Source organism: Pseudomonas sp. GW821-FHT09C10 (genome assembly GCF_059418085.1).
The window spans coordinates 105,936-130,381 of the sequence record NZ_JBWKPE010000005.1; the positions used below are offsets into that span (position 1 = coordinate 105,936).

A 24,446-nucleotide genomic window follows, 5' to 3' on the forward strand; every position below is an offset into this window, starting at 1 on the left:
AGCTGCCTGCGCGGAACCCACATGCCACTCGATTCAATCCCCCTGCCCTGTTCGATCCTGCTGTTGGCCGGTGGCCGCGGCCAGCGCATGGGCGGCCAGGACAAAGGCCTGCTGGACTGGCACGGCCTGCCCTTGATCGCACACGTGCAGCGCCTGGTGCGGCCACTGACCGATGACCTGATCATCTCGTGCAACCGCAACCTGGCGCAGTACGCCGCCTATGCCGACCAATTGGTAAGCGACGACAGCCCGGATTTTCCCGGGCCATTGGCCGGTATCCGCGCAGGACTGGCCGCCGCGCGCCATGGGCACCTGCTGATCCTGCCATGCGATGTGCCCCATATCGACGCTCGACTCCTCGCCGACCTGCGTGAAACCGCACAACGCCATCCCTTGCTGCCGGTGATGGTGCGCCACGGTGAATTCTGGGAACCCTTGATCTGCATCATCCCCATCGGCCTGCGAACCGAGGTAGAACAGGCCTGGCATGCCGGTGAACGTAGCCCGCGAAAAATCCTCCTGCAATTGGGCGGCGTGGGCCTGGAATGCCCAACCGATGACCCGCGCCTGGCCAACCTGAATACACCAGAGCTGTTGCGCCCAAGGTCTGACGTGTCAGAATGAACCTTCGCACAAGGAACTTTGGCGACGTCTCACACGTCACAAGGTCAGCAATCAAAAAGTATTCTCTTGGAGACAACACCCATGACTCAACGGACCATCGCCGCTCTCATGCTTGCACTGGGCCTGGCTACCCTCGCCGGTTGCGCCTCGCCGACAGTGATCACCCTGAATGACGGTCGCGAAATCCAGGCCGTCGACACCCCGAAATACAACGAAGATTCGGGTTTCTACGAATTCGAACAGCTTGATGGCAAGCGTACCCGCATCAACAAAGATCAGGTTCGCACCGTTAAAGACCTGTAAGCCTCAGCGCTTGCACACAAGGCCCGCCTCGCGCGGGCCTTGTCGTTTCCGGAGGTTACCAGTCGAGGGTGATCTGGCTGCGGAAATGGCGTTCCTCACCGGTGACCGGGTCGATAAATCGCACGCCCTGGGCCAGCAGCTTGAGGGGATTGGCGTAATCGTCCACGGCATCCTTGGTCACGTCCGGGTAGAACGGATCGTTGCAGATGCTCGCCCCCAGCGCGGTCATGTGTACGCGCAACTGGTGCTTCTTGCCGGTCACCGGAAACAGGCCGTAACGCCATAAGTCGCCGTTCTTTTCTCGCACCTCCACCGCTGTTTCGGTGTTGCTGGCACCGGGGCCTTCCTGCATGCGGAAGAAAGGTTCGCCATCCACCAGGCGGCTTTTGTGTACCAACGGGAACGTCAGCCCAGGCAAAGCCGGGGCGATGGCTTCGTAGAATTTATCGATCCGGCGCGTGGGAAACAGCTGCTGATAGGCCGATCGGCTGGCCGTGTTGGCCGAGAACAGCACCAGCCCGGCGGTGTGTCGGTCGATGCGGTGCAGGGGCACCAGCGCCGGGTTGTCCAGGCGGCGAATCAGGCGGCGCAGCAGGGTTTGCTCGACGTACTCGCCGGCCGGGGTCACGGGCAGGAAGTGCGGTTTGTCCGCCACCACCAGGTGCTCGTCGGCGTAGAGGATGGTTTCCTGCACCGGGATGACTTTTTCGTTGGGAACTTCACGGAAGTAATAGATGCACAGGCCTTCCTTGTAGGCCAGGTCCAGGGGGATCGGGCTGCCAGTGACATCCAGCACCCGCCCGCGGGCGATGCGGTCCAGCCAATGTTCGCGACTGATCGCCGCGAAGTGGTCGCACAGGCACTCCAGCACCGTCGCCCAGGGGCCAGGTGGCAGGTACAGGGTGCTGGCTTGGTGCTGGGACGCGGAAAAAGCGGATGTGGACATGCTCGAAGCCTTGAAAAAACAGGCGGGCATTATCCCGCATCAAGCGGGATGAAACCTAGGGCGGATCTCAGGCCTTGGCCAATTCCGCGCGCAGGACCGGTGACGCACTCGCCGCCTCGGTGAACTCCTTGAGCCAGCGCAGCACGTCTACCGCTTCCCAGCGGCCGGGATCGTACAGCGCGTACAACAGGCCCTGGTAACCCACCACATCGAGCTGCTTGTGATAACCGGCGCGCTGGAACAACGCCTCGATCTCGGCAAAGCAGGTATTGAAATGCACTTTGTTAAACGGCGTCTTGCCTTCCGTGACCAGGCCGTCGAGGCGCAGCTCGTTCACCGCGTCGCGCACGACATCGGCAGACATGCGATTGACGCTGCTTTTCAGTTGTTCAACATTCACCACGGGCGTTCCCTCTATTCAATCGCTGTACAAACATACAGTAACGTAATATTCGGAAACCCGCCATCGCATAAACGTCAGCGCAGGAAGGCGACAACCTGATCCGCATCGAAGGGCCAATCCAGTTCAGCCCCCGTGTCCACCCGCCGAAGCACCGGAATCCTTAGGCCGTAGGCGTCGGTCAGGTCGTCGGGGTCGGTGATATCAACCAACTCGACCAGCAACCCGCGTTCGACGAGCGGCATGATTTCGGCTTCGGCAATCTCACAAAGATGGCAACCCAGGGTGCCGAACAACTGGCATTCAGGAAGCATGGCGAATGGCCCTGATCAGTAAGTAGACGAGCATTCTAAGCCTGACAAAAACCTGTGGCGAGCGGGCTAGCCACAGGTACAGCGCTCGCTCTCCGGAAATCCGCCGGCCACAATAAACCCTGACCCAGATCACCATGGCCTATAACTGATTCAGCGATTCTCGCGGCTTTTTGCCCGCTCACCCTGCAACGGAGATGCTTGTGTTCGCCAACCTGCTGATCATTCTGGCCTCATCCCTGGTGGTGATTGCGCTGTTTCGCCGGCTGCAACTGCCACCCGTGCTGGGCTACCTGTGCGTGGGCCTGGCCGTAGGGCCGACGGCCCTGGACTGGGTGAATGACAGCGAAGAACTGCCCGACCTCGCCGAACTGGGCGTGGTGTTTCTGCTGTTTTCCCTGGGCCTGGAGTTTTCCCTGACCAGGATGCTCGCCCTGCGCCGCGTGGTGTTTGGCCTGGGCAGCTTGCAGGTGCTGGGGTGCAGCGTGCTGCTGGGGGGCCTGTTGATGGCCTTCGGTGTGGCGCCGGGCATCGCCTTGTTGCTGGGTGCGGGGCTGGCGCTGTCGTCCACGGCGATCGTCAGCAAGGAACTGACCAGCCTCGGCGAAATCTTCAGCAGCCATGGCCAGAACGCGATCGGCGTATTGCTGTTCCAGGATGTGGTGGCGGTGTTGCTGCTGACGCTGGTACCGGTGTTCGCCGGCAGCAGCGAACAGGCCTGGTACTGGGCGTTGCCGCTGACGCTGGGCAAAACCGTGGTGTTGTTCGTGGGCCTGTTGCTCGCCAGCCGCTGGTTGCTGCCGCGCTTGTTTCATGAGGTCGCCGCTTCCCATTCGGCGGAGCTGTTTGTGCTGCTGGCGCTGGTGATCGTCTTGCTGACCGCCTGGCTCACCCACTTGCTGGGCCTCTCCCCCGCCCTCGGCGCCTTCCTGGCCGGCATGCTGCTGGGCGAAAGCCATTACCGCCATCAGATCGAAGCGGATATCCGGCCCTTTCGCGACATCCTGCTGGGGCTGTTTTTCGTCAGCATCGGCATGCTCATCGACTTGCAGTTGTTCGTCAGCCACAGCCTGTTGATCCTCGGCATGACCCTCGCGCTGATGCTGATCAAGGGCGGTGTGGTGGCCGCGCTGGTCAAGCTGCGCGGCAGCGACAGTGAAACCGCCTGGCGCAGCGGCCTGGCCCTGGCCCAGGGCGGTGAGTTCTGTTTCGCCCTGATGGCGCAGATGCAACAGAGCCGGCTGATACCCGATGAGTTCAACGGCCTGCTGCTCGCCGCCACGTTCTGTTCGATGCTGTTGACCCCACTGCTGCTGCGCGCCTCGCCGGCGATGGCCCTGCGCCTGCACCGCAAGCCCAACCAACAGGTACAACTTGAAGAAATTACCGCCCTCAATGCGCAATTACGCGGGCATGCGGTCATCTGTGGCTATGGCCGGGTCGGGCAATCCATCGGGCGCTTTCTGCGCAATGAGCAACAGGCGTTCATCGCCCTGGATGACGACCCGGAACGGGTCCAGGAAGCCGCCACCGAAGACAGCAGCGTGCATTACGGCGACTGTCGCCGTGGCGCCTTGCTCAGTGCCGTGGGCCTGGAACGGGCGCGCCTGGTGGTGATTGCCGTGGACAACAGTGAGGTGGCCCTGGCGGTGCTCAAGGAAGCCCGCCATATCAACCCCGAGGTGCCGATCCTGGTGCGCACCCGCGATGACAGCCAACTGGCTGAATTGAAAGCTGCGGGCGCCAGCGAAGTGGTGCCCGAGCTGCTGGAGTCGAGCCTGATGCTCGCCTCCCACGCATTGATCCTGTTGGGCCTGCCGGACCAACAGGTGCAGGCGCGGGTCGATGAAGTCCGGCATAACCGCTATCGCCTGCTGCACGGTTTCTACACGCACCCGAGCACCGACGAAGAGGCGCCGATCAATCCTGACTGACCGCACCGATCTTGTGGATCGACAGGTCTGCGCCGTAATACTCCTCTTCCTGGCTCAGGCGCAGCCCGTGTACGCGCTTGATCACGCCGTACACCAGCAGGCCGCCGCCGAGCGCGACGGCCACGCCGAGCCCCGTACCGATCAATTGGCTGATCAGGCTCACACCGCCCAATCCACCCAGCGCGGTCTGGCCAAAGATGCCGCAGGCAATCCCGCCCCATACACCGCACAGGCCATGCAGTGGCCACACCCCCAGCACGTCGTCGATCTTCCAGCGGTCCTGGGCAGCGATAAAGCACCACACAAACAGTCCGCCAGCGACGACACCGGTGACCAGCGCGCCCACCGGATGCATCAGGTCGGACCCGGCGCAGATCGCCACCAGCCCGGCCAACGGACCGTTATGCAGGAAGCCTGGGTCGTTGCGACCGATCACCAGGGCGGCGACGGTGCCACCGACCATGGCCATCAGCGAGTTCACCGCCACCAGGCCGCTGACGCCGTCCAGGGTTTGCGCGCTCATCACGTTAAAGCCGAACCAGCCGACAATCAGGATCCACGAGCCCAACGCCAGGAACGGAATGCTCGACGGCGCAAACGCCACCAGGCGCCCTTCGCGGTAGCGCCCATTGCGCGGGCCCAGCAGCAGCACCGCCGCCAGCGCCAGCCAGCCGCCCATGGCATGCACCACTACAGAGCCGGCAAAGTCATGGAAGCTGGCGCCGAACGTCTTGAGCAACCAGGCCTGCAGGCCGAAATTGCCGTTCCACACCATGCCTTCGAAAAACGGATAGATAAACGCCACGATCAACGCGGTGGCGCACAACTGCGGAGCGAACTTTGCACGCTCCGCAATACCGCCGGAGATGATCGCCGGGATCGCTGCCGCAAACGTCAGCAGGAAGAAGAACTTCACCAGGCCATAACCATGATCGGCGCTGATCACGGCCGCCGGTTGCATGAAGCTCACGCCGTAGGAGATCCAATAGCCTATAAAGAAATAGGCCAGGGTGGAGATGGCGAAGTCGCTGAGGATCTTCGACAGGGCGTTGACCTGGTTTTTCTGGCGCACCGTCCCGACTTCCAGAAACGCGAAGCCGGCGTGCATGGCCAGGACCATGACCGCACCGATCAGGATAAACAGGGTATTGGAGCTGTGGACCAGGGTGTCCACCGCACTTTGCAGATTTTCCATGGAGGTTGGCAGGCCTGCGTTAAAGGCAAAAAGCACCAAAGCGGTTCAAGCCAGGGATTGCGCGCACTAAATTGGCACCACCGGCACCACCCCTCTTCAGAGGGCGTGAACCGCTTTAGGGCAGCGTTCAACACAACAGGCCGTTGCCGACAGGGTTTTTCCGCGAGTTTGAGTTATTTAGGGTAAGGTTTTTCGAGACTTGAGCCCCGACCGCCCGGATTCAGCGCAAGCCCCGGGGCGTGCGCACCAAGGCAAAGCAAAAGCTGTACCAGACAATTGCACTGAACCTTCACCGATACCGGTGACTCGAAACCACACGTACCGATCAGCCAATCACGGAGATAACCATGGCCAGAAGAACTGCAAAGACTGCTCAAGAAATACTGATGGCGGATTTTCAAACCCTGGTCACTGACACCGAAAGGTTGCTGGACGACACCAAGGTGCTTGCGGGCGACCAGGCCGATGAGCTGCGCGCCAAGATTCATGACACGCTGCTACAGGCCCGCGAAACCCTCAAGCAGACCGAAGACTCCCTGCGCGAACGCGGCCAGGCGGCGGTCACCGCGACCGAAGATTACGTGCAGGCCAACCCTTGGCAGTCGGTAGGCATTGCCGCCGGCGTGGGCTTTCTGATCGGCCTTCTGGCTACAAGGCGCTAAATCATGTCTATCGGCGAAAGCAGCTCGTCCACGGGCTCAACTTCACGACGCCTGGGCGCGGCCGTTCTTGGTTTGCTGCACAGCCACGTCGAACTGTTTGGCATCGAATTGCAGGAGCAAAAGGCCCGTACCGTCAGCCTGCTGCTGTTTGCCGGCCTGGCGCTGGTGTTTGCCCTGTTGTTGCTGGTGGGGTTGTCGACACTGGTGATGATCCTGGTATGGGACACCGGCTACCGCCTGACCGGGATCATCTGCCTCTGTGTGTTCTACAGCCTGGCCGCTGCCTTCTGCGGGGTGCGCTTGAAAGCGGCGGTGTTCGATGAATCCACGCCGTTCCACGCCACCCTCGAAGAGCTGGCCAATGATCGGGAGCGCCTGCTGCCATGAGCTCGAATGAAATCCAGCAAACCTCCCGCCGGGAAATGCGCAAGGCGTTGATCCGCTTGCGCATGGAGATGCACCGCCAGGAGATTCGCCACGAATCCCAACAATTGATGGTGCCGTTGAACAAGGTGCGCAACATGGGCCAAAGCTTTCAGGGTGGCCTGGGCATCAAGCACGCGCCACTGTGGGGTGTGGCCGCGGTGACGCTGATGGGGTTCTTGACCGGCAAAGGCGCCAAGGGCGGCGGTATCAGCAGCGTGACGCGCCTGGTGCGCCTCGGTGCCGGTCTGATCCCACTGATCAAACTGGCCATGCAGGGCAATTCACGCAAAGGTTGAGCCTGCTGGCTGCATTCTTGCTAACAGAATGGCCCGGTCCTCGTTTTCGAGGGCCGGGCCTTTTTTCGCCAATGCTTTTAAGGAGGCCCCGTGATTGACGGGCAACCGCTCGCCTGCTTCCAGCCGTTTATCGATACCGCCACCGGGCGCATTGCCGGCGTCGAGGCCTTGGGGCGCCTACGCCAGGCTGATGGCAGCCTGCTGACCGTTGGTCCGCTGTTCGCCGACCCACGCACGCCAGGCGCGACCTTGCGCCGTCTCGACCGGCAGATTCGCGACAATGCCTTGAGCCGCCTGCATGAAGCCCCGGAAGACTGGTTCCTGAGCCTGAATATCTCGCCGCGCTGGATCAACCAATTGCGTCCGGGCCAGGCGCTGCCGAGCCTCAAACAGATCCACAGCCATGGCGTCGACCCGCAGCGCATCGTGTTCGAGATCACCGAACTGGGCGGCGATATCCAGCGCCTGGCCGAGGTGGTGGCGCGCTATCGCGAGGCCGGTGCGCGCATCGCCATCGATGATTTCGGTGCCGGCTATTCCCAGCTTGACCGGGTACTGGCGCTGCAGCCGGACATCCTCAAGCTGGACATGCGCCTGTTCCAGCAAGCCGCCAGGGGCGGACCGAGCAGTGACGTCGTGCGGGCGCTGGCGCAGATGGCGGAAAAGACCGGCTGCTGGATCATTGCCGAAGGCGTGGAAACCGAGGCGCAGCTGAGCTTCGCCCTGGAATGCGGTTCGCGCTACGTGCAGGGCTATCTGTTTGCCCAGGCGCACTTGGACTGGTTCGCCACCGACGCCTTCGTGCCGCGCTTTGACCAACTGCGCGCGGCGTATGTCCAGCAGAAGCTGGCCGAACGCGGACGCATCATGCAACTGCGCCAGCAATTGACCGAACTGATGAAGATCCTGCAATCCTGGGCACAGGCCCAAGCCCCGCTGGATCACTTGCCCCAACTGCCGGCCTTCCCCTGGCTGCTGCGCTTTTACCAATGCGACCGGCATGGCACCCAGCTGACCCCCAACTTCGAATGGCGCCAGGACGCCTGGCAGGCCGACAGCCGCTACCTGGGCCACAACTGGTCATGGCGCCCGTACTTCTATCACCTGCTGGCCGAAGGTTGGGAGGAGCGTCGCCTGACGCTGTCCTCGACCTACCGCGACGCCACCACCAACCAGTACTGCCTCACCGCCGGACAATTCTTCGATAACGGTCAGCGCTTGCTGTTAATCGATATCGACGCGGCCGGGCTGTAGATTTTCGCTTGCCCCGCCAAGGCGGAACCGGGAAGCTGGGCGGGTCATTCACCGTACGGAGAGTACCCGCCTTGGATTGGCCCACCCTGCTTACCCGCGAACGCCTTGGAAAACCCCTGCACAGCCCGGAAGAACTCGGCCGCAGCCCGTTTCACAAAGACCATGACCGCATTATCTTCTCCGGCGCGTTTCGCCGCCTGGGCCGCAAGACCCAAGTGCACCCGGTGTCCAGCAACGACCATATCCATACACGCCTGACCCACTCCCTGGAAGTCAGTTGCGTAGGCCGCTCCCTCGGCATGCGCGTGGGCGAAACCCTGCGCAGCGCCCTGCCCGACTGGTGCGACCCGAGCGACCTGGGCATGGTGGTGCAATCGGCCTGCCTGGCCCATGACATCGGCAACCCGCCGTTCGGGCATTCGGGCGAAGACGCCATCCGCCACTGGTTCCAACAGGCAGCAGGGCGCGGCTGGCTGGACGACATGAGCAGCGCCGAGCGCAATGACTTCCTCAACTTCGAAGGCAATGCCCAAGGCTTCCGGGTACTGACCCAACTGGAATACCACCAGTTCGACGGCGGCACGCGCCTGACCTACGCGACCTTGGGCACGTACCTCAAGTACCCCTGGACCGCCCGCCACGCCGATTCCCTGGGTTACAAGAAACACAAGTTCGGCTGCTACCAGAGCGAACTGCCGATCCTCGAACAGATCGCCGGCAAGCTCGGCCTGCCGCAACTCGAGGAACAACGCTGGGCGCGCCATCCCCTGGTCTATCTGATGGAGGCGGCAGACGACATCTGCTATGCCTTGATCGACCTGGAGGACGGCTTGGAAATGGACCTGCTGGAGTACACCGAAGTCGAGTCACTGCTGCTCGACCTGGTGGGCGACGACCTGCCGCAGACCTACCGGCAACTGGGCGCCCAGGACTCGCGCCGACGCAAGCTGGCGATCCTGCGCGGCAAGGCCATCGAGCACTTGACCAACGCCGCGGCGCGCGCCTTCGTCGAACAACAGGATGCCTTGCTTGCCGGCACCCTGCCCGGAGACCTGGTGGAACACATGCACGGCCCCGCCAAACGCTGCGTGCTGGATGCCAAGGACATGGCGCGCAAGAAAATCTTCCAGGACAAGCGCAAGACCCTGCACGAGATCGGTGCCTACACCACCCTGGAAATCCTGTTGAACGCCTTCTGCGGCGCGGCCCTGGAGCAGCACGGCGGACGCACGCCGTCGTTCAAGAACCGGCGCATTCTCGACCTTCTGGGCAACAACGCGCCGGACCCCGCGTGGCCGCTGCACAGGTCGTTCCTGCGGATGATCGACTTCATCGCCGGCATGACCGACAGCTATGCCACCGAGATGGCACGGGAGATGACCGGGCGCTCCAGCCCTCAATAACCTGGCTGATCACGCCGCCTGTTCACTGAACAGAATCTGCCTACGATGGGAACAGAGCGGCCTGATCGAATTCGCACAAGCACCCGAAGAATAATCGCGCACGCTCCGGGCAGGTCTGGCGAACAGTTCCTACGTGCCCCCTATCGACGCTTGACTCACCGTGTGCCTTCTATGCCCCGTTACCCCCTTCGGATCCTGTTGGTGGAGGACCATCCCTTTCAACTGCTCGCCACCCAATGCCTGCTGAGGAGCTTCGGCTTCGAACACCTGGCCCCGGCCGAAAACGCCGAACAGGCAATCCGTTTGATGACCCAGGCCGAAGCGCCCTTCGACATCATCCTCTGTGACCAGTGCCTGCCCGACCTGCCGGGGCTTGAATTGATTGAAATCGCCAGTCGCCAACGCTTTATCAAGACCGCCATCTTGCTCAGCGGACTTCCCGAGGCAGAACTTTCAGCGTTGCAAACCCAAGCCCACAAACGTGGCCTGCCATTACTCGGTTACTTACCAAAGCCGTTGAATAAAGATGAGCTGGCACGTTTGACCCATACATTACTCACGTTATAAATGTAGGACTTTAAACAAATTGATCGGTCAGAAAATTCGCGCAAAACAACCGTAAAGTCCCTGCCACGCTCCTTCAGCCCGCGCCTCTGCGGAGCATTGGCCTTTCGCGTTACGACTCCTTAGAGACGGGTAGGCTTTTACCTTTTTTAATGTAGGAACTTTCCTGTTTTATACCTGTTGCCACCCAAGTTCATGCTTACCCATCGGCTTCTGAGCTAATGTGCCCGCTTTATTTGTACCTGCATGGAATATGATCATGAACACAGTTTTTATTATTGATGACCATCCCGTTATAAGACTGGCCATACGAATGTTGCTGGAGCACGAAGAAAACTTCAAAGTAGTCGGCGAAACGGATAACGGATGCGACGCCATACAAATGGTCCGCGAATGCATGCCGGACCTGATCATCCTCGACATCAGCATTCCAAAACTCGATGGCCTGGAAGTGCTGTGCCGATTCAACGCCATGAACGCTTCGATGAAAACCCTGGTTCTGACGGCTCAATCCCCCACCCTGTTTGCCACGCGCTGCATGCGTTCGGGGGCCGATGGCTACGTGTGCAAGGAAGGTGACCTGAGCGAGCTGATGAGCGCCATCCGCGCCGTACTGTCCGGTTACAACTACTTCCCCAGCCAGGCCTTGACCCCCTGCGATGAAAGCGGAAAGGAACTTGAACTGTTCAAGGCCGTAAATGATCGCGAGTTGATGGTATTGCAACTTTTCGCACAGGGCCGCACCAATAAGGAAATAGCTAAAGGTATGTTCCTGAGCAACAAAACAGTAAGCACATATAAAAAGAGGCTGATGCAAAAACTTCAAGCCAAGTCCTTGGTAGAACTTATCGAGATGGCAAAACGAAACGCGCTAGTGTGAGAAACCGGATGCCCAGGCGTATAAAGGACTATTTGATTATATTGAGTGCCGGTTTGTGCTTCAGCACCGCCGTGCCTGCAACCCCTCCAGCGAGCCCGGAGCATTTCAACCTATTGAGTCGCGCGAGCTCCGTGCAGCTGGAACCCTACCTGAACAAGGCCCAACGCCAATGGCTCCAGAACAAACGCGAACTGGTACTGGGCGCGGCGTCTCCTGACTACCCGCCCTTTGACCTCACCTCCAGTGGGCGTGACTATGAGGGGCTCACCGCCGACTACGCCGGCCTGCTGGCAATGGCGCTGGACGTGCCGGTAAAAGTGTTGCGCTACTCCTCCCGAGAGGCCGCCATTCGTGCCCTCGAAGCAGGGGAAATCGATTTACTGGGTTCCTCCAACAGCTTTGAAGCGGCAAATCCCAACCTGACGCTGTCAGAACCGTACGCCGTGGACCGGCCGGTATTGGTGACCCGCGAAGGCGAAACCCGCAGCCTGAATGATGGGCTGGCCGGCATGCGCCTGGCATTGGTCTATCACTATCTGCCACTGCACGAAGTGGAAAGGCTATACCCCAAGGCAATCATCCGTGCCTACCCTTCTTATCAAAACGCCTTGAATGCCGTGGCTTTCGACCAGGCAGACGTCTTTCTCGGCGATACCATTTCCACCCACTACATGATCAACAAGGGTTACCTGAAAAACATCCGCATGGCGAATTTCGGCAAACATGAAGCCTATGGATTCAGCTTTGCCATGCCCCAGGACCAGCAGACACTGTTGAGCATCGTCGACGCCGTGCTGAGGGCCGTGCCCACCGCCGAACGGGAAACCATTGCCAAACGCTGGAGTGCCGGCAGCGACATCCTCTTGACCGACCAAAAGTTGCAACTGAGCCTTCGCGAAGAACGTTGGCTGAGAGAAAACCCGGTCGTCAAAGTGATCGTGAACCCCACCTTTGCGCCGCTGACCTTCTTCGACGCCGATGGCAATTTCCGCGGCATTACGGCCGACCTGCTGGAACTGATTCGCCTGCGCACCGGGTTGCGCTTCGAGATTCAGCGCGGGCGTGATGTGAACACCATGATCGAGCACGTTGAAACCGGCAAAGCGGACATCGTCGGAGCAATCATCCCCAGCGTCGAGCGAGAAGCCCAACTGAACTTCAGTCGTCCCTACCTGGAAAACTCCTACGTGATGCTGACACGCAAGGACGGCCAGGCCCCCACAGGCCTTGAGGAAATGGAGGGCAAGCGTCTGGCGATCACGCAAGGCAGCCCGCTGAAAAAATTCCTGCGTGAGCACTTCCCAAAGATTCAGCTGGTAGATACCGGCGACACGTTCAAGTCAGCCGAACTGCTGGTACAAGGCCATGTAGAGGGCGCGGTGAATACCCTGGTGGTCGCCAATTACTTCCTGTCCTCGCAGATACTCCAGGACAAGATCCAAATCAGCTTCAGTATTGGCACGATGCCGGCTACCTTCGGACTGGCGACATCACGCAGCGCCACCGAACTCAGCTCGATTCTCGACAAGGCGTTGCTCAGCATCGCCCCGGACGAACTCGGCGTGATCAACAGTCGTTGGCGCGGCTATACCGCCGCCTCGGACAGTTACTGGCGCGACTATCACCAACTGATTGCGCGCATTGTCATCGGGACCGGCCTGCTGCTGCTGATTTCCCTGAGCTGGAACGCGTACATGCGCCGCCAGATCAAGCACCGGAAAATGGCCGAGCGCGCCCTCAATGATCAGTTCGAGTTCATGCGCGCCCTGGTCAACGAAACCCCGCACCCGATCTACGTACGTGACAACAAGGGGCTGCTGCAGACCTGCAACGACAGCTACCTGCAGGCGTTCGACGTCAAGCGCGAGGACGTGATAGGTAAAAGCGCGGTCCAGATCAGCACAGCCCTCGCCGTCGAGGCGGCGCAATACCATGCCGACTATCGGCGCGTGGTGGCCGAGGGCAACCCGCTGATCCTGGACCGCACCCTGCATATTCGCGGAAAAAAACTGACGATCTACCACTGGATCCTGCCTTACCGCGACTCCGTCGGTGAAGTTCAGGGCATCATCGGTGGCTGGATCGATATCAGTGAACGACGCCAGTTGTTCGACGAACTCCGCACCGCCAAGGAACGGGCCGACGAGGCCAATCGGGCCAAAAGCACATTCCTCGCCACCATGAGCCACGAAATCCGCACGCCGATGAACGCGGTGATCGGCATGCTCGAGCTGACCCTCAAACGGGCGGACCAGGGCCACCTCGACCGCCCGGCCATCGAGGTTGCCTACAACTCGGCCAAGGATCTGCTGGAGCTTATCGGCGACATCCTGGACATCGCGCGGATTGAATCCGGTCGCCTCAGCCTGGCACCGGAACGCGTCAACCTGAGGGAGGTGATCGAGTCGGTGGTGCGTGTCTTCGACGGCCTGGCACGCCAGAAAACCCTTAGCCTGCTGCTGGAGTTCACGCCTGATCTGGAACACACCGAAGTGCTGATCGACCCGCTGCGCTTCAAGCAGGTGCTGTCCAACCTGATCAGCAACGCCATCAAATTCACTGAACGTGGCCAGGTAAAGATCAAGGTGGAAGTATCAGCCACCGAAGTGCCGCAGCAGGTCGAGATGAAACTGGTGGTGGAGGACACCGGCATCGGTATCAGCCGGGACGACCAGATGCGCCTGTTCGAACCCTTTGCCCAGGCGGACAACTCAGGACAGCTGGCCAGGAGCGGTGCGGGCCTCGGGCTGGTGATCTGTCGCAGCCTGTGCGCGATGATGGGCGGGCAACTGAGCCTGAGCAGCGTGCCCATGGTGGGCACCCAGGTGCATGTAAGCCTGAAAATGAATCGCCTGCAGGCGCTGCAGGTGGCCGAAGAGCTCAAGCCCGCCGCAACCTCGAACGTGCCGGTGCTCAATGTGCTGGTAGTGGACGATCACCCGGCGAATCGCCTGTTGATGTGCCAGCAGCTCGGCTACCTGGGTCATCAATACACCGCCGCCCAGAACGGCGCCTCCGGCTTCCAGGCCTGGCGCCAGGAGCGCTTTGACCTGGTGATCGCCGATTGCAACATGCCGATCATGAATGGCTACGAGCTGAGTCGTTCGATACGCGAATACGAGGAACGCGAACAGCTGACGCCTTGCGTGGTACTGGGTTTTACGGCCAATGCCCAGCCCGAAGAGAAACAACGCTGTGCGCAGGCAGGCATGGATGACTGCCTGTTCAAACCCATCAACCTTACGGCGCTGGAGCGGCAATTGGCGAAGATCAGTCCTCAACCCAGCGGCATGACCCTGGACATCGGCAACTTCGAGGCCCTTACCGGTGGCGATCCGCACATGAGCCGCCTCTTGCTGGAAGAGTTGCTGAGCAGCAGTCGCCAGGATCGCCAGGAGCTGGTCGCACTGATCGCAGCGCAGGCCTTGCCCGAAGAGATCATCGAACAGGCTCACAAGATCAAGGGGGCCGCGCGCATCGTTCAAGCCGCTGCGCTGGCCTCGCAATGCGAAGCCGTCGAACAGGCCTGTGCCCGGGGTGATGATCGGCCCCTGATCGAGGCAGGTGTAAAGTCCCTGGAGAAGCTGATGCTGGAGTTGGAGAGGATGCTGCAAGTGCGGCTTGAGGAACTGGATGGCTGATAAGGGGCGGGTCGCGCCCCCTATTTCGATCAGCAGTCGGTCAAGCGCAGGAAAATCGCCGCCAGCTGTTCGATACCCGCCTGATCCTGAGGGGTAAAGCGGGCCAACGACGGGCTATCGAGGTCAAGGACACCTATCAATTTGGCGTCCTTGACCAGTGGCACCACCAATTCGCTGTTGGACGCGCTATCACAGGCGATATGCCCGGGGAACGCGTGCACATCGTCTACTCGCTGGGTTTGCCGCGAGGCCGCAGCCGCGCCGCACACCCCACGGCCGAACGGAATACGCACACAGGCGATCTGCCCCTGGAACGGGCCAAGCACCAGCTCTTCATTGCGATTAAGGTAAAAGCCCGCCCAGTTCAGGTCATCCAGCTGGCTGAAAAGGAAAGCCGAAAACTGGGCGCTGTTGGCGATGAAATCACGCTCATCGGCCAGCAGCGACTCCAGTTGGGCACTCAGCAGGGCATAGCCACCGAGGCCGGTGCCGGCTTGTTGTAAATCGATCATGGTTGACGCTCCAGCAATTTGAGACCCACCCAGTAACGGGCGAATTGATACGCGCAACGACCGTTGCGGTTGCCGCGCCCGGTAGCCCAGCGCACGGCGAGAATGTCGAGGTCCTCATCGCGCTGCCACTGCAAACCCGCCTTGTTCGCCAGCTCACCGATCCAGTGCTCGACCACGTCCAGGAAATGTTCCTGGGTGAACGGGTAGAACGACAGCCACAAGCCAAAGCGGTCGGACAAGGCAATCTTGTCTTCCACCGCCTCGCTCGGGTGCAACTCACCGTCCACGCGCTTCCAGTTATCGTTGTCGCTCTGGTTTTCCGGCACCAGGTGGCGGCGGTTGGACGTGGCATACAGCAGCACGTTTTCAGGGGCCTGTTCCAGGGAGCCATCCAGCACGCTCTTGAGTACCCGATAGTCACCCTCGCCAGCCTCGAATGACAAGTCGTCGCAGAAAAGGATGAAACGTTGCGGCAACTTGAGCAATTGTTCAACCACACGCGGCAGGTCGGCCAAGTGGTCACGCTCGATTTCGATCAGGCGCAGACCGGCCTTGGCGTGTTGGGCGAGCAAAGCGCGCACCATGGACGATTTACCGGTGCCCCGCGACCCCCACAGCAACGCATGGTTGGCAGGCAGGCCATCCAGGAACTGCTGGGTGTTGCGCGCCAGGGTTTCACGTTGCTTGTCCACGCCGATCAGGTCGGACAAGCGCATGTCCAGGCTCACGTCCAGCGGCAACAGGAAGCCACTGCGGCCCTCACGCTGCCAGCGGGCCGCCAGGCACTGGTTCCAGTCGATGGTTTGGCGCGGCGCGGGCAACAAGGGTTCCAGGCGAGCGAGCACGGCATCGGCTCGCTCCAGAAAGGCACTCAATCGAGAATCCACGATTATTCCTCTGGCAAGTTTTTGCAAAAGATGGCGTATTGGCAACCCTGCGACAGACCGCTTGGGGCTGCGTAAAAACCGATTCATGCCGGGCAGGCCTGGGCGTGTGGATGTTCAGCTATGCTTGCCGGGCGAAGGGAAACGTGAAGTGGTTCAACACTCAATGGATATCAAGTTCGCCCACCGCTTGTCTTATAAACAAGCCAGATTGACGGTGCTGGTCGGTTTCGTCTTGGGAACCTTGCTCAGCCTGATCCAAATCGGCATTGATTATGCCAGCGAAGACGCATCCATCAACCGCGAAATACGTTCGCTGATCGAAATCAGCCATAACCCCGCGTCACGTATCGCCTACAACATCGATGCCGAACTGGCCCAGGAACTGACCCTGGGCCTGCTGCACTCCCCCGCCATCATTCGCGCGCAGTTGATCGACAACAACGGCGTGGTGCTGGCCGATGTCGACCGACCACGCAAGGAAAGCACCTACCGGCCTATCAGTGACTTCATGTTTGGCGCCAACCGCCAGTTCGAAGACCAACTGTTCCTGAGCCACATGCCCGACGAGTCACTTGGCGTACTGCGCCTGGACGTCGACACCTACGCCTTTGGCAGCCGGTTCCTGCGCCGCGCCGAGATCACCCTGCTCAACGGGTTCGCACGCAGCCTGTTGTTGACCGGGATTTTGCTGGGCCTGTTCTACGTCATGCTGACCCAACCGCTGGTGCGCATTATTCGTGAGCTGAGCACCCGCAAGCAGGCACGCCTGGACTGCCCGCCGGGGCATGAGCACGATGAAATCGGGGTGTTGGTGGACGTCGCCAACCAGCAATTCGAAAACATGGAAACCGAAATCCAGCAGCGCCGCCACGCCGAGGATCGGCTGACCGAATACCTGGGGCAACTGGAACATATCGTGTCCGCGCGCACCCTTGAACTCAAGGCCAGCAACCAGCGGCTGACCCAGTCCAACGATGAGCTGGAAGCCGCCAAGATGCATGCATTGGGCATGGCCCAGGCCCGGGCGGCCTTCCTGGCGAACATGAGCCACGAAATCCGCACCCCGCTCAACGGCCTGCTGGGCATGATCGCACTGTCGCTGGACAGCCCGTTGAACGCCGAACAACGCCAGCAACTGTCTATCGCCCATGACTCCGGCAAAGTGCTGGTGGAACTGCTCAACGATATTCTCGACCTGTCCAAGTTCGACGCCGGCCAGTTAGAGCTGGAGCGCATCCCGTTCGACCTCGGCGCACTGGTGGAAGACACCGCCAACCTGTTATCGCAGAACGCCGCACCGAGTGTGGAACTGAGCTGCCTGATCAACCCGCAGTTCCCGGCCCAGGTGCTGGGTGACCCGACCCGGGTGCGGCAGATTGTCAGTAACTTGCTCTCCAACGCCTTGAAGTTCACCCGCTTTGGTCGGGTTGATGTGCGCCTGCGTCCCCACGAGGGCGGGGTGCGCATTGAAGTCTGCGATACCGGCATCGGTATTGCGCAGGAAGCCCAAGTGAAAATCTTCCAACCGTTCACCCAGGCCGGCGCCGGCATCACTCGCCAGTATGGCGGGACGGGCCTGGGCCTGGCACTGACGCACAACCTGTGCGAAGCGATGAAGGGGCGCTTGAGTATCAGCTCGGAAGTGGGCTTTGGCAGCCAGTTCTGCGTAGACCTGCCACTGCCCGCCCATTTGCCCGCGGTCCAGCCAGCGCCTCTCAAAGGCGAGGTCATTGCCATCACCAACGCCGGCAGCGGCCTGACAGAGTTGCTCACGACCCTGCTGCCCTATTGGGGACTGTCCCTGCGCTGTTTCACCATGGATGACGATTTGAGCGGGCAAACCCCCGATCTGCTAATTACCGACTGCCCGGAATGCCTGTTCCGCATACGGCCGGGCATTACGGCGCCCATCCTGCTGGTGACCGCCTATGGCAACTTCATGCCCAGCGAAGAAGTGGCGGCACTGGCGCCGTTGCACCAACAGGCACGCCCCTTGAGCCGCAACGCGCTGTACCAGATCCTGCAACGTAACTTACGCACCGACGCGCACCTGGTGCTTGATCCCGTCCAGCTGGATGCCGCACCGCTCGCACACCGGGCGCGCATCCTGCTGGTGGAGGACAACCCGGTCAACCAACTGGTGGCCAAGGGCATGCTCAGCAAACTGGGCTGCGAAGTGATCGTGGCCGCCCACGGTGGCGAAGCGCTCAAGTTTCTTGAAGAACAGCGCTTCGATATGGTGCTGATGGACTGCAACATGCCGGTGATGGATGGCTATGAGGCCAGCCGGCAGATTCGGCGCAGCGGGCGCTGGCCGGACCTGCCGATTGTCGCGTTGACCGCCAACGCTTTGTCCGAAGAACGCGAGCGCTGCCGTGCGGCGGGGATGAATGACTACCTGGCCAAGCCGTTCCGCCGCGAAGAACTCAATGCCCTGCTGGACTTGTGGGTGCCTGGGACGACAAGTCTTTAAGTTGCACAAGCAACTGGTCGAGGCCATCGCGCAAGGCATCGGCTTGATTCAGGTCGATGCCGCGATCACACAACAGGCGGGTCTTCAGGCCATGGGCCTGGTCCCGCAGTTGCGCACCGGCCTCGCTCAGGCTCAAGTGCACTTCACGCTCATCCCTGGCACTGCGCCGACGCGCCACTAACTCAAGCTGTTCAAGGCGCTTGAGCAGCGGCGTCAGCGTGCCCGAGTCGAGCATCAGGCGCTCCCCCAGGGCCTTGACCGTCGGCTGCAGCGCAGGCGTGGCGTGCCACTCCCACAACACCAGCATCACCACATATTGCGGGTAGGTCAGACCCAACTGGTCGAGCATCGGCTTATAGGCACGGGTGACAGCGCGTGACGCAGCGTAGAGCTTGAAACACAGCTGGTTATCCAGGGCCAGGGATACACTGGGCAAGTCGGTCATTTGAGCAAGGCTTCGATCTCTTGGGTCAAGTCCTGCGGCTTGGTGGCAGGACCGAAGCGCTTGACCACCTGGCCGTCGCGGCCAATGAGGAACTTGGTGAAGTTCCACTTGATGCCCTTGGACCCCAGCAGGCCCGGCGCCTGTTTTTTCAGTTGCACGAACAGTGGATGGGCATCGCTGCCATTGACGTCGATCTTCTTGAACAACGGGAAGCTGACACCGAAGTTCAGTTCGCAGAATTCGGAAATCGCACCTTCGTCACCGGGCTCCTGCTTGCCGAACTGGTTGCAAGGAAAGCCCAATACCACCAGGCCCTGGTCCTTGTACTGCTGCCAGAGTTGCTCCAGGCCCTTGTACTGCGGGGTGAAGCCGCATTTGCTGGCGGTGTTGACCACGAGGACGGCCTTGCCGGCGAAATCGGCCAAGGTCTTTTGCTCACCCTTGATGGTGGTGCAAGGGATGCTCAGCAGGTTGTTACTCATGGCAGTGCCTCGATAAGGAAGAAAGAGGATGAAACATAGTAGGCAATTCAATTGTGTGCAATTTAATTGACCGCACTGATGACACCTCATCAACACTCTGGAGGAGCGAGCTTGCTCGCGAAAAACTCAAGGACACCGGGCTGAACCAGAATGCCCGTGTAATCGTTGACGACTTTCGCGAGCAAGCTCGCTCCTACAGGGGCCCGACGTCAGTCGAGTTAACGGGGTACAAGGTCCAGGCATACCGAGTTGATGCAATACCGCAGCCCCGTCGGCGGTGGGCCGTCCGGGAACACATGGCCCAGATGCGCATCACATTGGGCGCAGGTGACTTCGGTGCGGATCATGCCGTGGCTGACGTCACGGATCTCGATCATTGCGCTGTCGGCGATCGGCGCGTAGAAACTCGGCCAGCCGCAGCCGGAATCAAACTTGGTGGTCGAATCGAACAATGGCGCATTACAGCAGATGCAGTGATACACGCCATCGGTCCGGGTCTCATTGTACTTGCCGCTGAAAGGACGCTCGGTGCCCTTGAGACGGCACACGTTGTACTGCTCCGGATCGAGCATTGCCTTCCATTCTTCAACGGTTTTCTTCAACTTTTCCATCGGTACACCTCGGCAACTGAAAAAGCCTGATCTGTATCTTTTCCATGGATCAGGCGGCACGTATGATTGCGCCTCTTCAAAACGCCAGTCTGGCACCCGCGCTACCGGCATTCAAACGTATTTATGGGTGCGGGCCTTGCAGCATTCACAGTACGGTAGTGCCCACACCGTCTGGATCGTTCATTTTCAGGATCACATCGCCATGCAGGTCAGCAAATCGAACAAGCTCGCCAACGTCTGCTATGACATTCGCGGCCCGGTGCTCAAGCACGCCAAGCGCCTGGAAGAGGAAGGCCATCGCATCCTCAAGCTGAACATCGGCAACCCGGCGCCCTTTGGTTTCGAAGCGCCGGATGAAATCCTCCAGGACGTGATCCGCAACCTGCCCACCGCCCAGGGCTACAGCGACTCCAAGGGCCTGTTCAGCGCGCGCAAGGCCGTGATGCAGTACTACCAGCAGAAGCAGGTCGAAGGCGTCGGCATCGAAGACATCTACCTGGGTAATGGCGTGTCCGAGCTGATCGTGATGTCCATGCAGGCCCTGCTCAACAACGGCGACGAAGTGCTGGTGCCGGCACCGGACTACCCACTGTGGACCGCCGCCGTGACCCTGGCCGGCGGCCACCCGGTGCATTACCTGTGCGACGAGGGCGCCGACTGGTTCCCGGACCTGGCCGACATCAAGGCCAAGATCACGCCGAACACCAAGGCCCTGGTGATCATCAACCCGAACAACCCCACCGGTGCGGTGTACTCCAGGGAAGTGCTGCTGGGCATGCTCGAGTTGGCACGCCAGCACAACCTGGTGGTGTTCTCCGACGAGATCTACGACAAGATCCTCTACGACGATGCGGTGCATATCTGCACCGCTTCCCTCGCGCCGGACCTGCTGTGCCTGACCTTCAACGGCCTGTCCAAGTCCTACCGCGTGGCGGGCTTCCGTTCCGGCTGGATCGCGATTTCCGGGCCCAAGCACAATGCCCAGAGCTACATCGAGGGCATCGACATGCTGGCCAACATGCGCCTGTGCGCCAACGTGCCGAGCCAGCACGCAATCCAGACTGCCCTCGGTGGCTACCAGAGCATCAATGACCTGGTCCTGCCCCAGGGCCGCCTGCTGGAACAGCGCAACCGCACCTGGGAGCTGCTCAATGCAATCCCGGGCGTGAGCTGCGTCAAGCCCATGGGCGCGCTGTACGCCTTCCCGAGGATCGACCCGAAGGTCTGCCCTATCCTCAACGACGAGAAGTTCGTGCTGGACCTGCTGCTCTCGGAAAAGCTGCTGGTGGTCCAGGGCACGGCGTTCAACTGGCCGTGGCCGGATCACTTCCGAGTGGTGACCCTGCCCCGCGTGGATGACCTGGACATGGCCATTGGCCGTATCGGCAACTTCCTCAAGTCCTATCGCCAGTAACCGACGTGGCGCTGTACGACCGGCATTCGGTCGTACAGCGATTATCTGGCAACACTTCTCTGGCTGTGCACTTTCCCCGTACTGCACTTGCGTTTCTACATCCACAACCCCCTGTAGTTACGGGCCCGCAAGGCAAAAAATAGCTTTTCACGGGTAGTATTCATCATCGGAAAATCCCTTCAAGACTCTACATTCAGGCTGTAGGACACAGTTTGAAATAGTCGCTCGGTTGAATCACCCCAAGCCGCACCTTATATACCCCGCAGTACGCGACATATTAAGCATGAGGAGAACTCTACAACCATGATGCGCATCCTGCTGTTCTTGGCTACCAACCTGGCGGTCGTGCTGATTGCCAGCATCACCCTGAGCCTTTTCGGCTTCAACGGGTTCATGGCGGCCAACGGGGTTGATCTGAACCTCAATCAGCTGCTGATTTTCTGTGCGGTCTTTGGTTTTGCCGGTTCGCTGTTCTCGCTGTTCATCTCCAAGTGGATGGCGAAGATGAGCACCAGCACCCAGATCATCACTCAACCACGCACCCGCCATGAACAATGGCTGATGCAGACCGTGGAGCAGTTGTCTCAGGAAGCAGGTATAAAAATGCCCGAGGTCGGGATTTTCCCTGCCTACGAGGCCAACGCCTTTGCGACGGGCTGGAACAAGAACGACGCCCTCGTGGCGGTCAGCCAAGGGCTGCTCGAGCGATTCTCTCCCGATGAGGTGAAGGCGGTCCTCGCGCACGAGATCGGCCACGTAGCCAACGGCGACATGATTACCCTTGCGCTGGTGCAGGGCGTGGTGAACACCTTCGTGATGTTCTTTGCGCGGATCATCGGCAACTTTGTCGACAAGGTGATCTTCAAGAACGAAGGCGGCCGCGGGATCGCCTACTTCGTAGCGACCATCTTTGCCGAAGTGGTACTGGGCTTCCTGGCCAGCGCGATTGTGATGTGGTTCTCGCGCAAACGAGAGTTCCGTGCAGACGAAGCCGGCGCACGCCTGGCTGGCACCAGTGCAATGATCAGTGCGCTGCAGCGCCTGCGCTCCGAACAGGGCCTGCCGGTGCATATGCCCGACAGCCTGACCGCCTTTGGCATCAACGGTGGTGTCAAGCAGGGCCTGGCTCGCATGTTCATGAGCCACCCGCCGCTGGAAGAGCGTATCGACGCGCTGCGTCGTCGGGGCTGATACCCGGTAATGCAAAAGGGGCGATTGGATCGCCCCTTTTTTGTGCGCGGGTTTACACCTTGGTGAGCCGATACACGCGCTCTTCGAGGCGCGCGACTCCGTCCTGCACGAACTTCCAGCTCTCATCCAGGATATCCTGGGCTTCGAGCACTTCCAGGCTCCACTGCAAACCCAGCAGCACCCTCACCTCATCATCCGGCACCGCAAAGGGCGGGCCGGCTTTTTGCGTCTGGTCGTAGTCCAGGGTGATCAGCAACCCCTGGCAGCCTGGCCGCAGCAGGCTATTCAACTGCTCGGTGTACTGCGCACGCATCAACGGCGGCAGGGCGATCAGTGCGGCACGGTCGTAGAGCGCAGTGCAGTCAGCCAGTGCCCCGGCGTCCAAGGCAAAGAAATCGCCGCACCATATTTCGATCAAATCAGCCTGGTACACCTTGAACACGCCGTGCCGAGTGATGCGCGGCTTCAGGTTCTGCTCGCCGAAAAAGGCTTCCACGGCCTGCTCCGACAGTTCAACGCCGAGTACGTGATAGCCGTTGCTGGCCAGCCACATCAGGTCCAGGCTTTTACCACACAGCGGCACCAGCACCTTGGCGCCCTGGGCAAGGCCCAGCGCAGGCCAATACCGCAACAGGTAAGGATTGACCTCGGGCAGGTGAAAGCCGATCTGATTGCGCGCCCAGCGCTCCTGCCAAAATTTGGGCTCCATGGAATCACCTCCGAAAATTCGATCAAAAAGCGCTAAAACTTATATTAGATTTAGATCAATGATCTGATTGAAGATGGTCCCATGTTAACCCTCAGGACCTTCCTTATGTTGCCCAGCCTGTTTATCTCCCACGGATCGCCCATGCTTGCCCTGCAACCCGGCGCCAGCGGCCCCGCCCTGCAGCGCCTGGCCGCTGAACTGCCGCGGCCGAAGGCAATTGTGGTGGTGTCGGCACATTGGGAAAGCCAGGAACTGCTGGTCAGCGGCAGTGCTGCGCCCGAGACCTGGCACGACTTCGGCGGTTTCCCCCGGGAGCTGTTCGCCGTGCAGTACCCGGCACCGGGCGACCCGCAATTGGCCGGCGAAATTGTCGAACTGCTTCATGCCGACGGCTTGCAGGCGCGAATCGATGAGCACCGCCCGTTTGACCATGGCACCTGGGTGCCGCTCTCGCTGATGTACCCGGCAGCGGATATCCCAGTGGTGCAAGTCTCCTTGCCCAGTCACATGGGCCCTGCCCTGCAAACCCGCGTCGGGCATGCCCTGGCCAGTTTAAGAGAACACGGCGTGCTTCTGATCGGCTCTGGCAGTATCACTCATAATCTGGGCGAGCTGGACTGGGGTGCAGGACCGGATACCATCACGCCGTTGGCACTGGAGTTTCGCGACTGGATCGTAGACAAACTCGCCGACGACGATGAAACGGCCCTGCACGACTATCGACGCCAGGCGCCCCACGCCGTGCGCAGCCATCCCAGCGATGAACACCTGCTGCCGTTGTACTTCGCGCGTGGCGCTGGCGGTGAATTCAGCCTGGCACACCAGGGGTTCACCATGGGGGCATTGGGCATGGATATTTATCGCTTCGGCTGACGCGGTTTTG

Annotated in this window: 25 protein-coding genes; 15 read left to right on the plus strand and 10 right to left on the minus strand. The window is 60.5% G+C overall.

All coding sequences use genetic code 11. The features are described 5' to 3' along the window. The first annotated feature begins 21 nt into the window (after nt 1-21). Nucleotides 22-624: a molybdenum cofactor guanylyltransferase MobA gene (mobA, locus tag AC07OT_RS11970; protein WP_495108147.1), complete on the plus strand. Its 603-nt coding sequence runs from the start codon at nt 22-24 to the stop codon at nt 622-624. 81 nt (nt 625-705) lie between these two features. Further along, entirely contained in the window at nt 706-927 is a 222-nt protein-coding gene (locus AC07OT_RS11975; protein WP_010211805.1) for a YgdI/YgdR family lipoprotein, read from the plus strand. Between the two features lie 55 nt (nt 928-982). Here AC07OT_RS11975 and AC07OT_RS11980 read toward each other — a convergent pair whose 3' ends face one another. The 3 genes from AC07OT_RS11980 to AC07OT_RS11990 all read right to left on the minus strand — a co-directional run bounded on the left by AC07OT_RS11980 (nt 983) and on the right by AC07OT_RS11990 (nt 2,587). Further along, nucleotides 983-1,873, minus strand: coding sequence for a pseudouridine synthase (locus AC07OT_RS11980; RefSeq protein ID WP_495108148.1), 891 nt, complete (start codon nt 1,871-1,873; stop codon nt 983-985). Nucleotides 1,874-1,940: 67 nt separating this feature from the next. Then, nucleotides 1,941-2,276, minus strand: a complete 336-nt coding sequence (locus tag AC07OT_RS11985) for a hypothetical protein (protein WP_003209087.1) — start codon at nt 2,274-2,276, stop codon at nt 1,941-1,943. 74 nt (nt 2,277-2,350) lie between these two features. Further along, on the minus strand, nt 2,351-2,587 hold the full coding sequence (locus AC07OT_RS11990) for a glutaredoxin family protein (protein ID WP_027607016.1): 237 nt from the start codon (nt 2,585-2,587) through the stop codon (nt 2,351-2,353). A gap of 194 nt (nt 2,588-2,781) precedes the next feature. Between AC07OT_RS11990 and AC07OT_RS11995 the strand changes: the two genes are divergently transcribed. Then, entirely contained in the window at nt 2,782-4,518 is a 1,737-nt protein-coding gene (locus AC07OT_RS11995) for a cation:proton antiporter (RefSeq protein WP_495108149.1), read from the plus strand. Here AC07OT_RS11995 and AC07OT_RS12000 read toward each other — a convergent pair. After that, nucleotides 4,505-5,713, minus strand: coding sequence for an ammonium transporter (locus tag AC07OT_RS12000; RefSeq protein WP_065940001.1), 1,209 nt, complete (start codon nt 5,711-5,713; stop codon nt 4,505-4,507). The two genes, AC07OT_RS11995 and AC07OT_RS12000, sit on opposite strands and share 14 nt — an antisense overlap. Before the next feature lie 347 nt (nt 5,714-6,060). Here AC07OT_RS12000 and AC07OT_RS12005 point away from each other — a divergent pair, with 347 nt between their 5' ends. The 8 genes from AC07OT_RS12005 to AC07OT_RS12040 all read left to right on the plus strand — a co-directional run bounded on the left by AC07OT_RS12005 (nt 6,061) and on the right by AC07OT_RS12040 (nt 14,839). Next, a complete protein-coding gene (locus AC07OT_RS12005; protein ID WP_012723021.1) occupies nt 6,061-6,375 on the plus strand; it encodes an ElaB/YgaM/YqjD family protein in 315 nt (104 codons plus the stop codon). Between the two features lie 3 nt (nt 6,376-6,378). Beyond that, the gene (locus AC07OT_RS12010; RefSeq protein ID WP_065939958.1) at nt 6,379-6,762 is read left to right on the plus strand and encodes a phage holin family protein; all 384 of its coding nucleotides are present in this window, start codon (nt 6,379-6,381) and stop codon (nt 6,760-6,762) included. Beyond that, on the plus strand, nt 6,759-7,097 hold the full coding sequence (locus AC07OT_RS12015) for a hypothetical protein (RefSeq protein WP_141157130.1): 339 nt from the start codon (nt 6,759-6,761) through the stop codon (nt 7,095-7,097). Before AC07OT_RS12010 ends, AC07OT_RS12015 begins: the two co-directional genes overlap by 4 nt. Before the next feature lie 90 nt (nt 7,098-7,187). Then, entirely contained in the window at nt 7,188-8,351 is a 1,164-nt protein-coding gene (locus tag AC07OT_RS12020) for an EAL domain-containing protein (RefSeq protein WP_141157129.1), read from the plus strand. 71 nt (nt 8,352-8,422) lie between these two features. Then, nucleotides 8,423-9,754, plus strand: coding sequence for a deoxyguanosinetriphosphate triphosphohydrolase (locus tag AC07OT_RS12025; protein WP_141157128.1), 1,332 nt, complete (start codon nt 8,423-8,425; stop codon nt 9,752-9,754). Nucleotides 9,755-9,925: 171 nt separating this feature from the next. Further along, nucleotides 9,926-10,321: a response regulator gene (locus AC07OT_RS12030; RefSeq protein ID WP_495108150.1), complete on the plus strand. Its 396-nt coding sequence runs from the start codon at nt 9,926-9,928 to the stop codon at nt 10,319-10,321. 256 nt (nt 10,322-10,577) lie between these two features. After that, the gene (locus AC07OT_RS12035) at nt 10,578-11,198 is read left to right on the plus strand and encodes a response regulator transcription factor (RefSeq protein ID WP_065939963.1); all 621 of its coding nucleotides are present in this window, start codon (nt 10,578-10,580) and stop codon (nt 11,196-11,198) included. A gap of 8 nt (nt 11,199-11,206) precedes the next feature. Beyond that, a complete protein-coding gene (locus tag AC07OT_RS12040; RefSeq protein ID WP_495108151.1) occupies nt 11,207-14,839 on the plus strand; it encodes a transporter substrate-binding domain-containing protein in 3,633 nt (1,210 codons plus the stop codon). A 29-nt stretch (nt 14,840-14,868) separates the two neighbouring features. Here AC07OT_RS12040 and AC07OT_RS12045 read toward each other — a convergent pair whose 3' ends face one another. Then, nucleotides 14,869-15,351, minus strand: coding sequence for a GAF domain-containing protein (locus AC07OT_RS12045; protein ID WP_115488079.1), 483 nt, complete (start codon nt 15,349-15,351; stop codon nt 14,869-14,871). Next, nucleotides 15,348-16,238, minus strand: a complete 891-nt coding sequence (locus AC07OT_RS12050) for an ATP-binding protein (RefSeq protein WP_027607006.1) — start codon at nt 16,236-16,238, stop codon at nt 15,348-15,350. The genes AC07OT_RS12045 and AC07OT_RS12050 overlap by 4 nt, the downstream gene beginning before the upstream one ends. A 163-nt stretch (nt 16,239-16,401) precedes the next feature. Here AC07OT_RS12050 and AC07OT_RS12055 point away from each other — a divergent pair, with 163 nt between their 5' ends. Beyond that, a complete protein-coding gene (locus AC07OT_RS12055) occupies nt 16,402-18,711 on the plus strand; it encodes a hybrid sensor histidine kinase/response regulator (protein WP_495108152.1) in 2,310 nt (769 codons plus the stop codon). Here the strand turns inward: AC07OT_RS12055 and AC07OT_RS12060 are convergent. From AC07OT_RS12060 to msrB, 3 genes are all read right to left on the minus strand, one after another. Beyond that, nucleotides 18,665-19,156: a MarR family winged helix-turn-helix transcriptional regulator gene (locus AC07OT_RS12060; RefSeq protein ID WP_495108153.1), complete on the minus strand. Its 492-nt coding sequence runs from the start codon at nt 19,154-19,156 to the stop codon at nt 18,665-18,667. The two genes, AC07OT_RS12055 and AC07OT_RS12060, sit on opposite strands and share 47 nt — an antisense overlap. Next, on the minus strand, nt 19,153-19,638 hold the full coding sequence (locus tag AC07OT_RS12065; RefSeq protein ID WP_027607003.1) for a glutathione peroxidase: 486 nt from the start codon (nt 19,636-19,638) through the stop codon (nt 19,153-19,155). The genes AC07OT_RS12060 and AC07OT_RS12065 overlap by 4 nt, the downstream gene beginning before the upstream one ends. Nucleotides 19,639-19,856: 218 nt before the next feature. Further along, the gene (gene msrB / locus AC07OT_RS12070) at nt 19,857-20,249 is read right to left on the minus strand and encodes a peptide-methionine (R)-S-oxide reductase MsrB (RefSeq protein WP_495108154.1); all 393 of its coding nucleotides are present in this window, start codon (nt 20,247-20,249) and stop codon (nt 19,857-19,859) included. Nucleotides 20,250-20,451: 202 nt separating this feature from the next. On the opposite strand from msrB, the gene AC07OT_RS12075 reads away from it, so the two are divergent. Together AC07OT_RS12075 and htpX are read left to right on the plus strand one after the other, a co-directional pair. Continuing rightward, nucleotides 20,452-21,663 (plus strand): pyridoxal phosphate-dependent aminotransferase, encoded by a 1,212-nt coding sequence (locus AC07OT_RS12075; RefSeq protein ID WP_065939968.1) that lies wholly within the window; start codon nt 20,452-20,454, stop codon nt 21,661-21,663. Between the two features lie 303 nt (nt 21,664-21,966). Further along, nucleotides 21,967-22,854: a protease HtpX gene (gene htpX, locus AC07OT_RS12080; protein WP_027607000.1), complete on the plus strand. Its 888-nt coding sequence runs from the start codon at nt 21,967-21,969 to the stop codon at nt 22,852-22,854. Between the two features lie 52 nt (nt 22,855-22,906). On the opposite strand, the gene AC07OT_RS12085 is transcribed toward htpX, so the two are convergent. Beyond that, nucleotides 22,907-23,563: a thiopurine S-methyltransferase gene (locus AC07OT_RS12085; RefSeq protein WP_495108155.1), complete on the minus strand. Its 657-nt coding sequence runs from the start codon at nt 23,561-23,563 to the stop codon at nt 22,907-22,909. A 105-nt stretch (nt 23,564-23,668) separates the two neighbouring features. On the opposite strand from AC07OT_RS12085, the gene AC07OT_RS12090 reads away from it, so the two are divergent. Further along, nucleotides 23,669-24,436 carry a DODA-type extradiol aromatic ring-opening family dioxygenase gene (locus AC07OT_RS12090; protein WP_495108156.1) on the plus strand — a complete coding sequence of 256 codons (768 nt, stop codon included), beginning with the start codon at nt 23,669-23,671 and terminating at the stop codon, nt 24,434-24,436. The last annotated feature ends 10 nt before the right edge of the window (nt 24,437-24,446 follow it).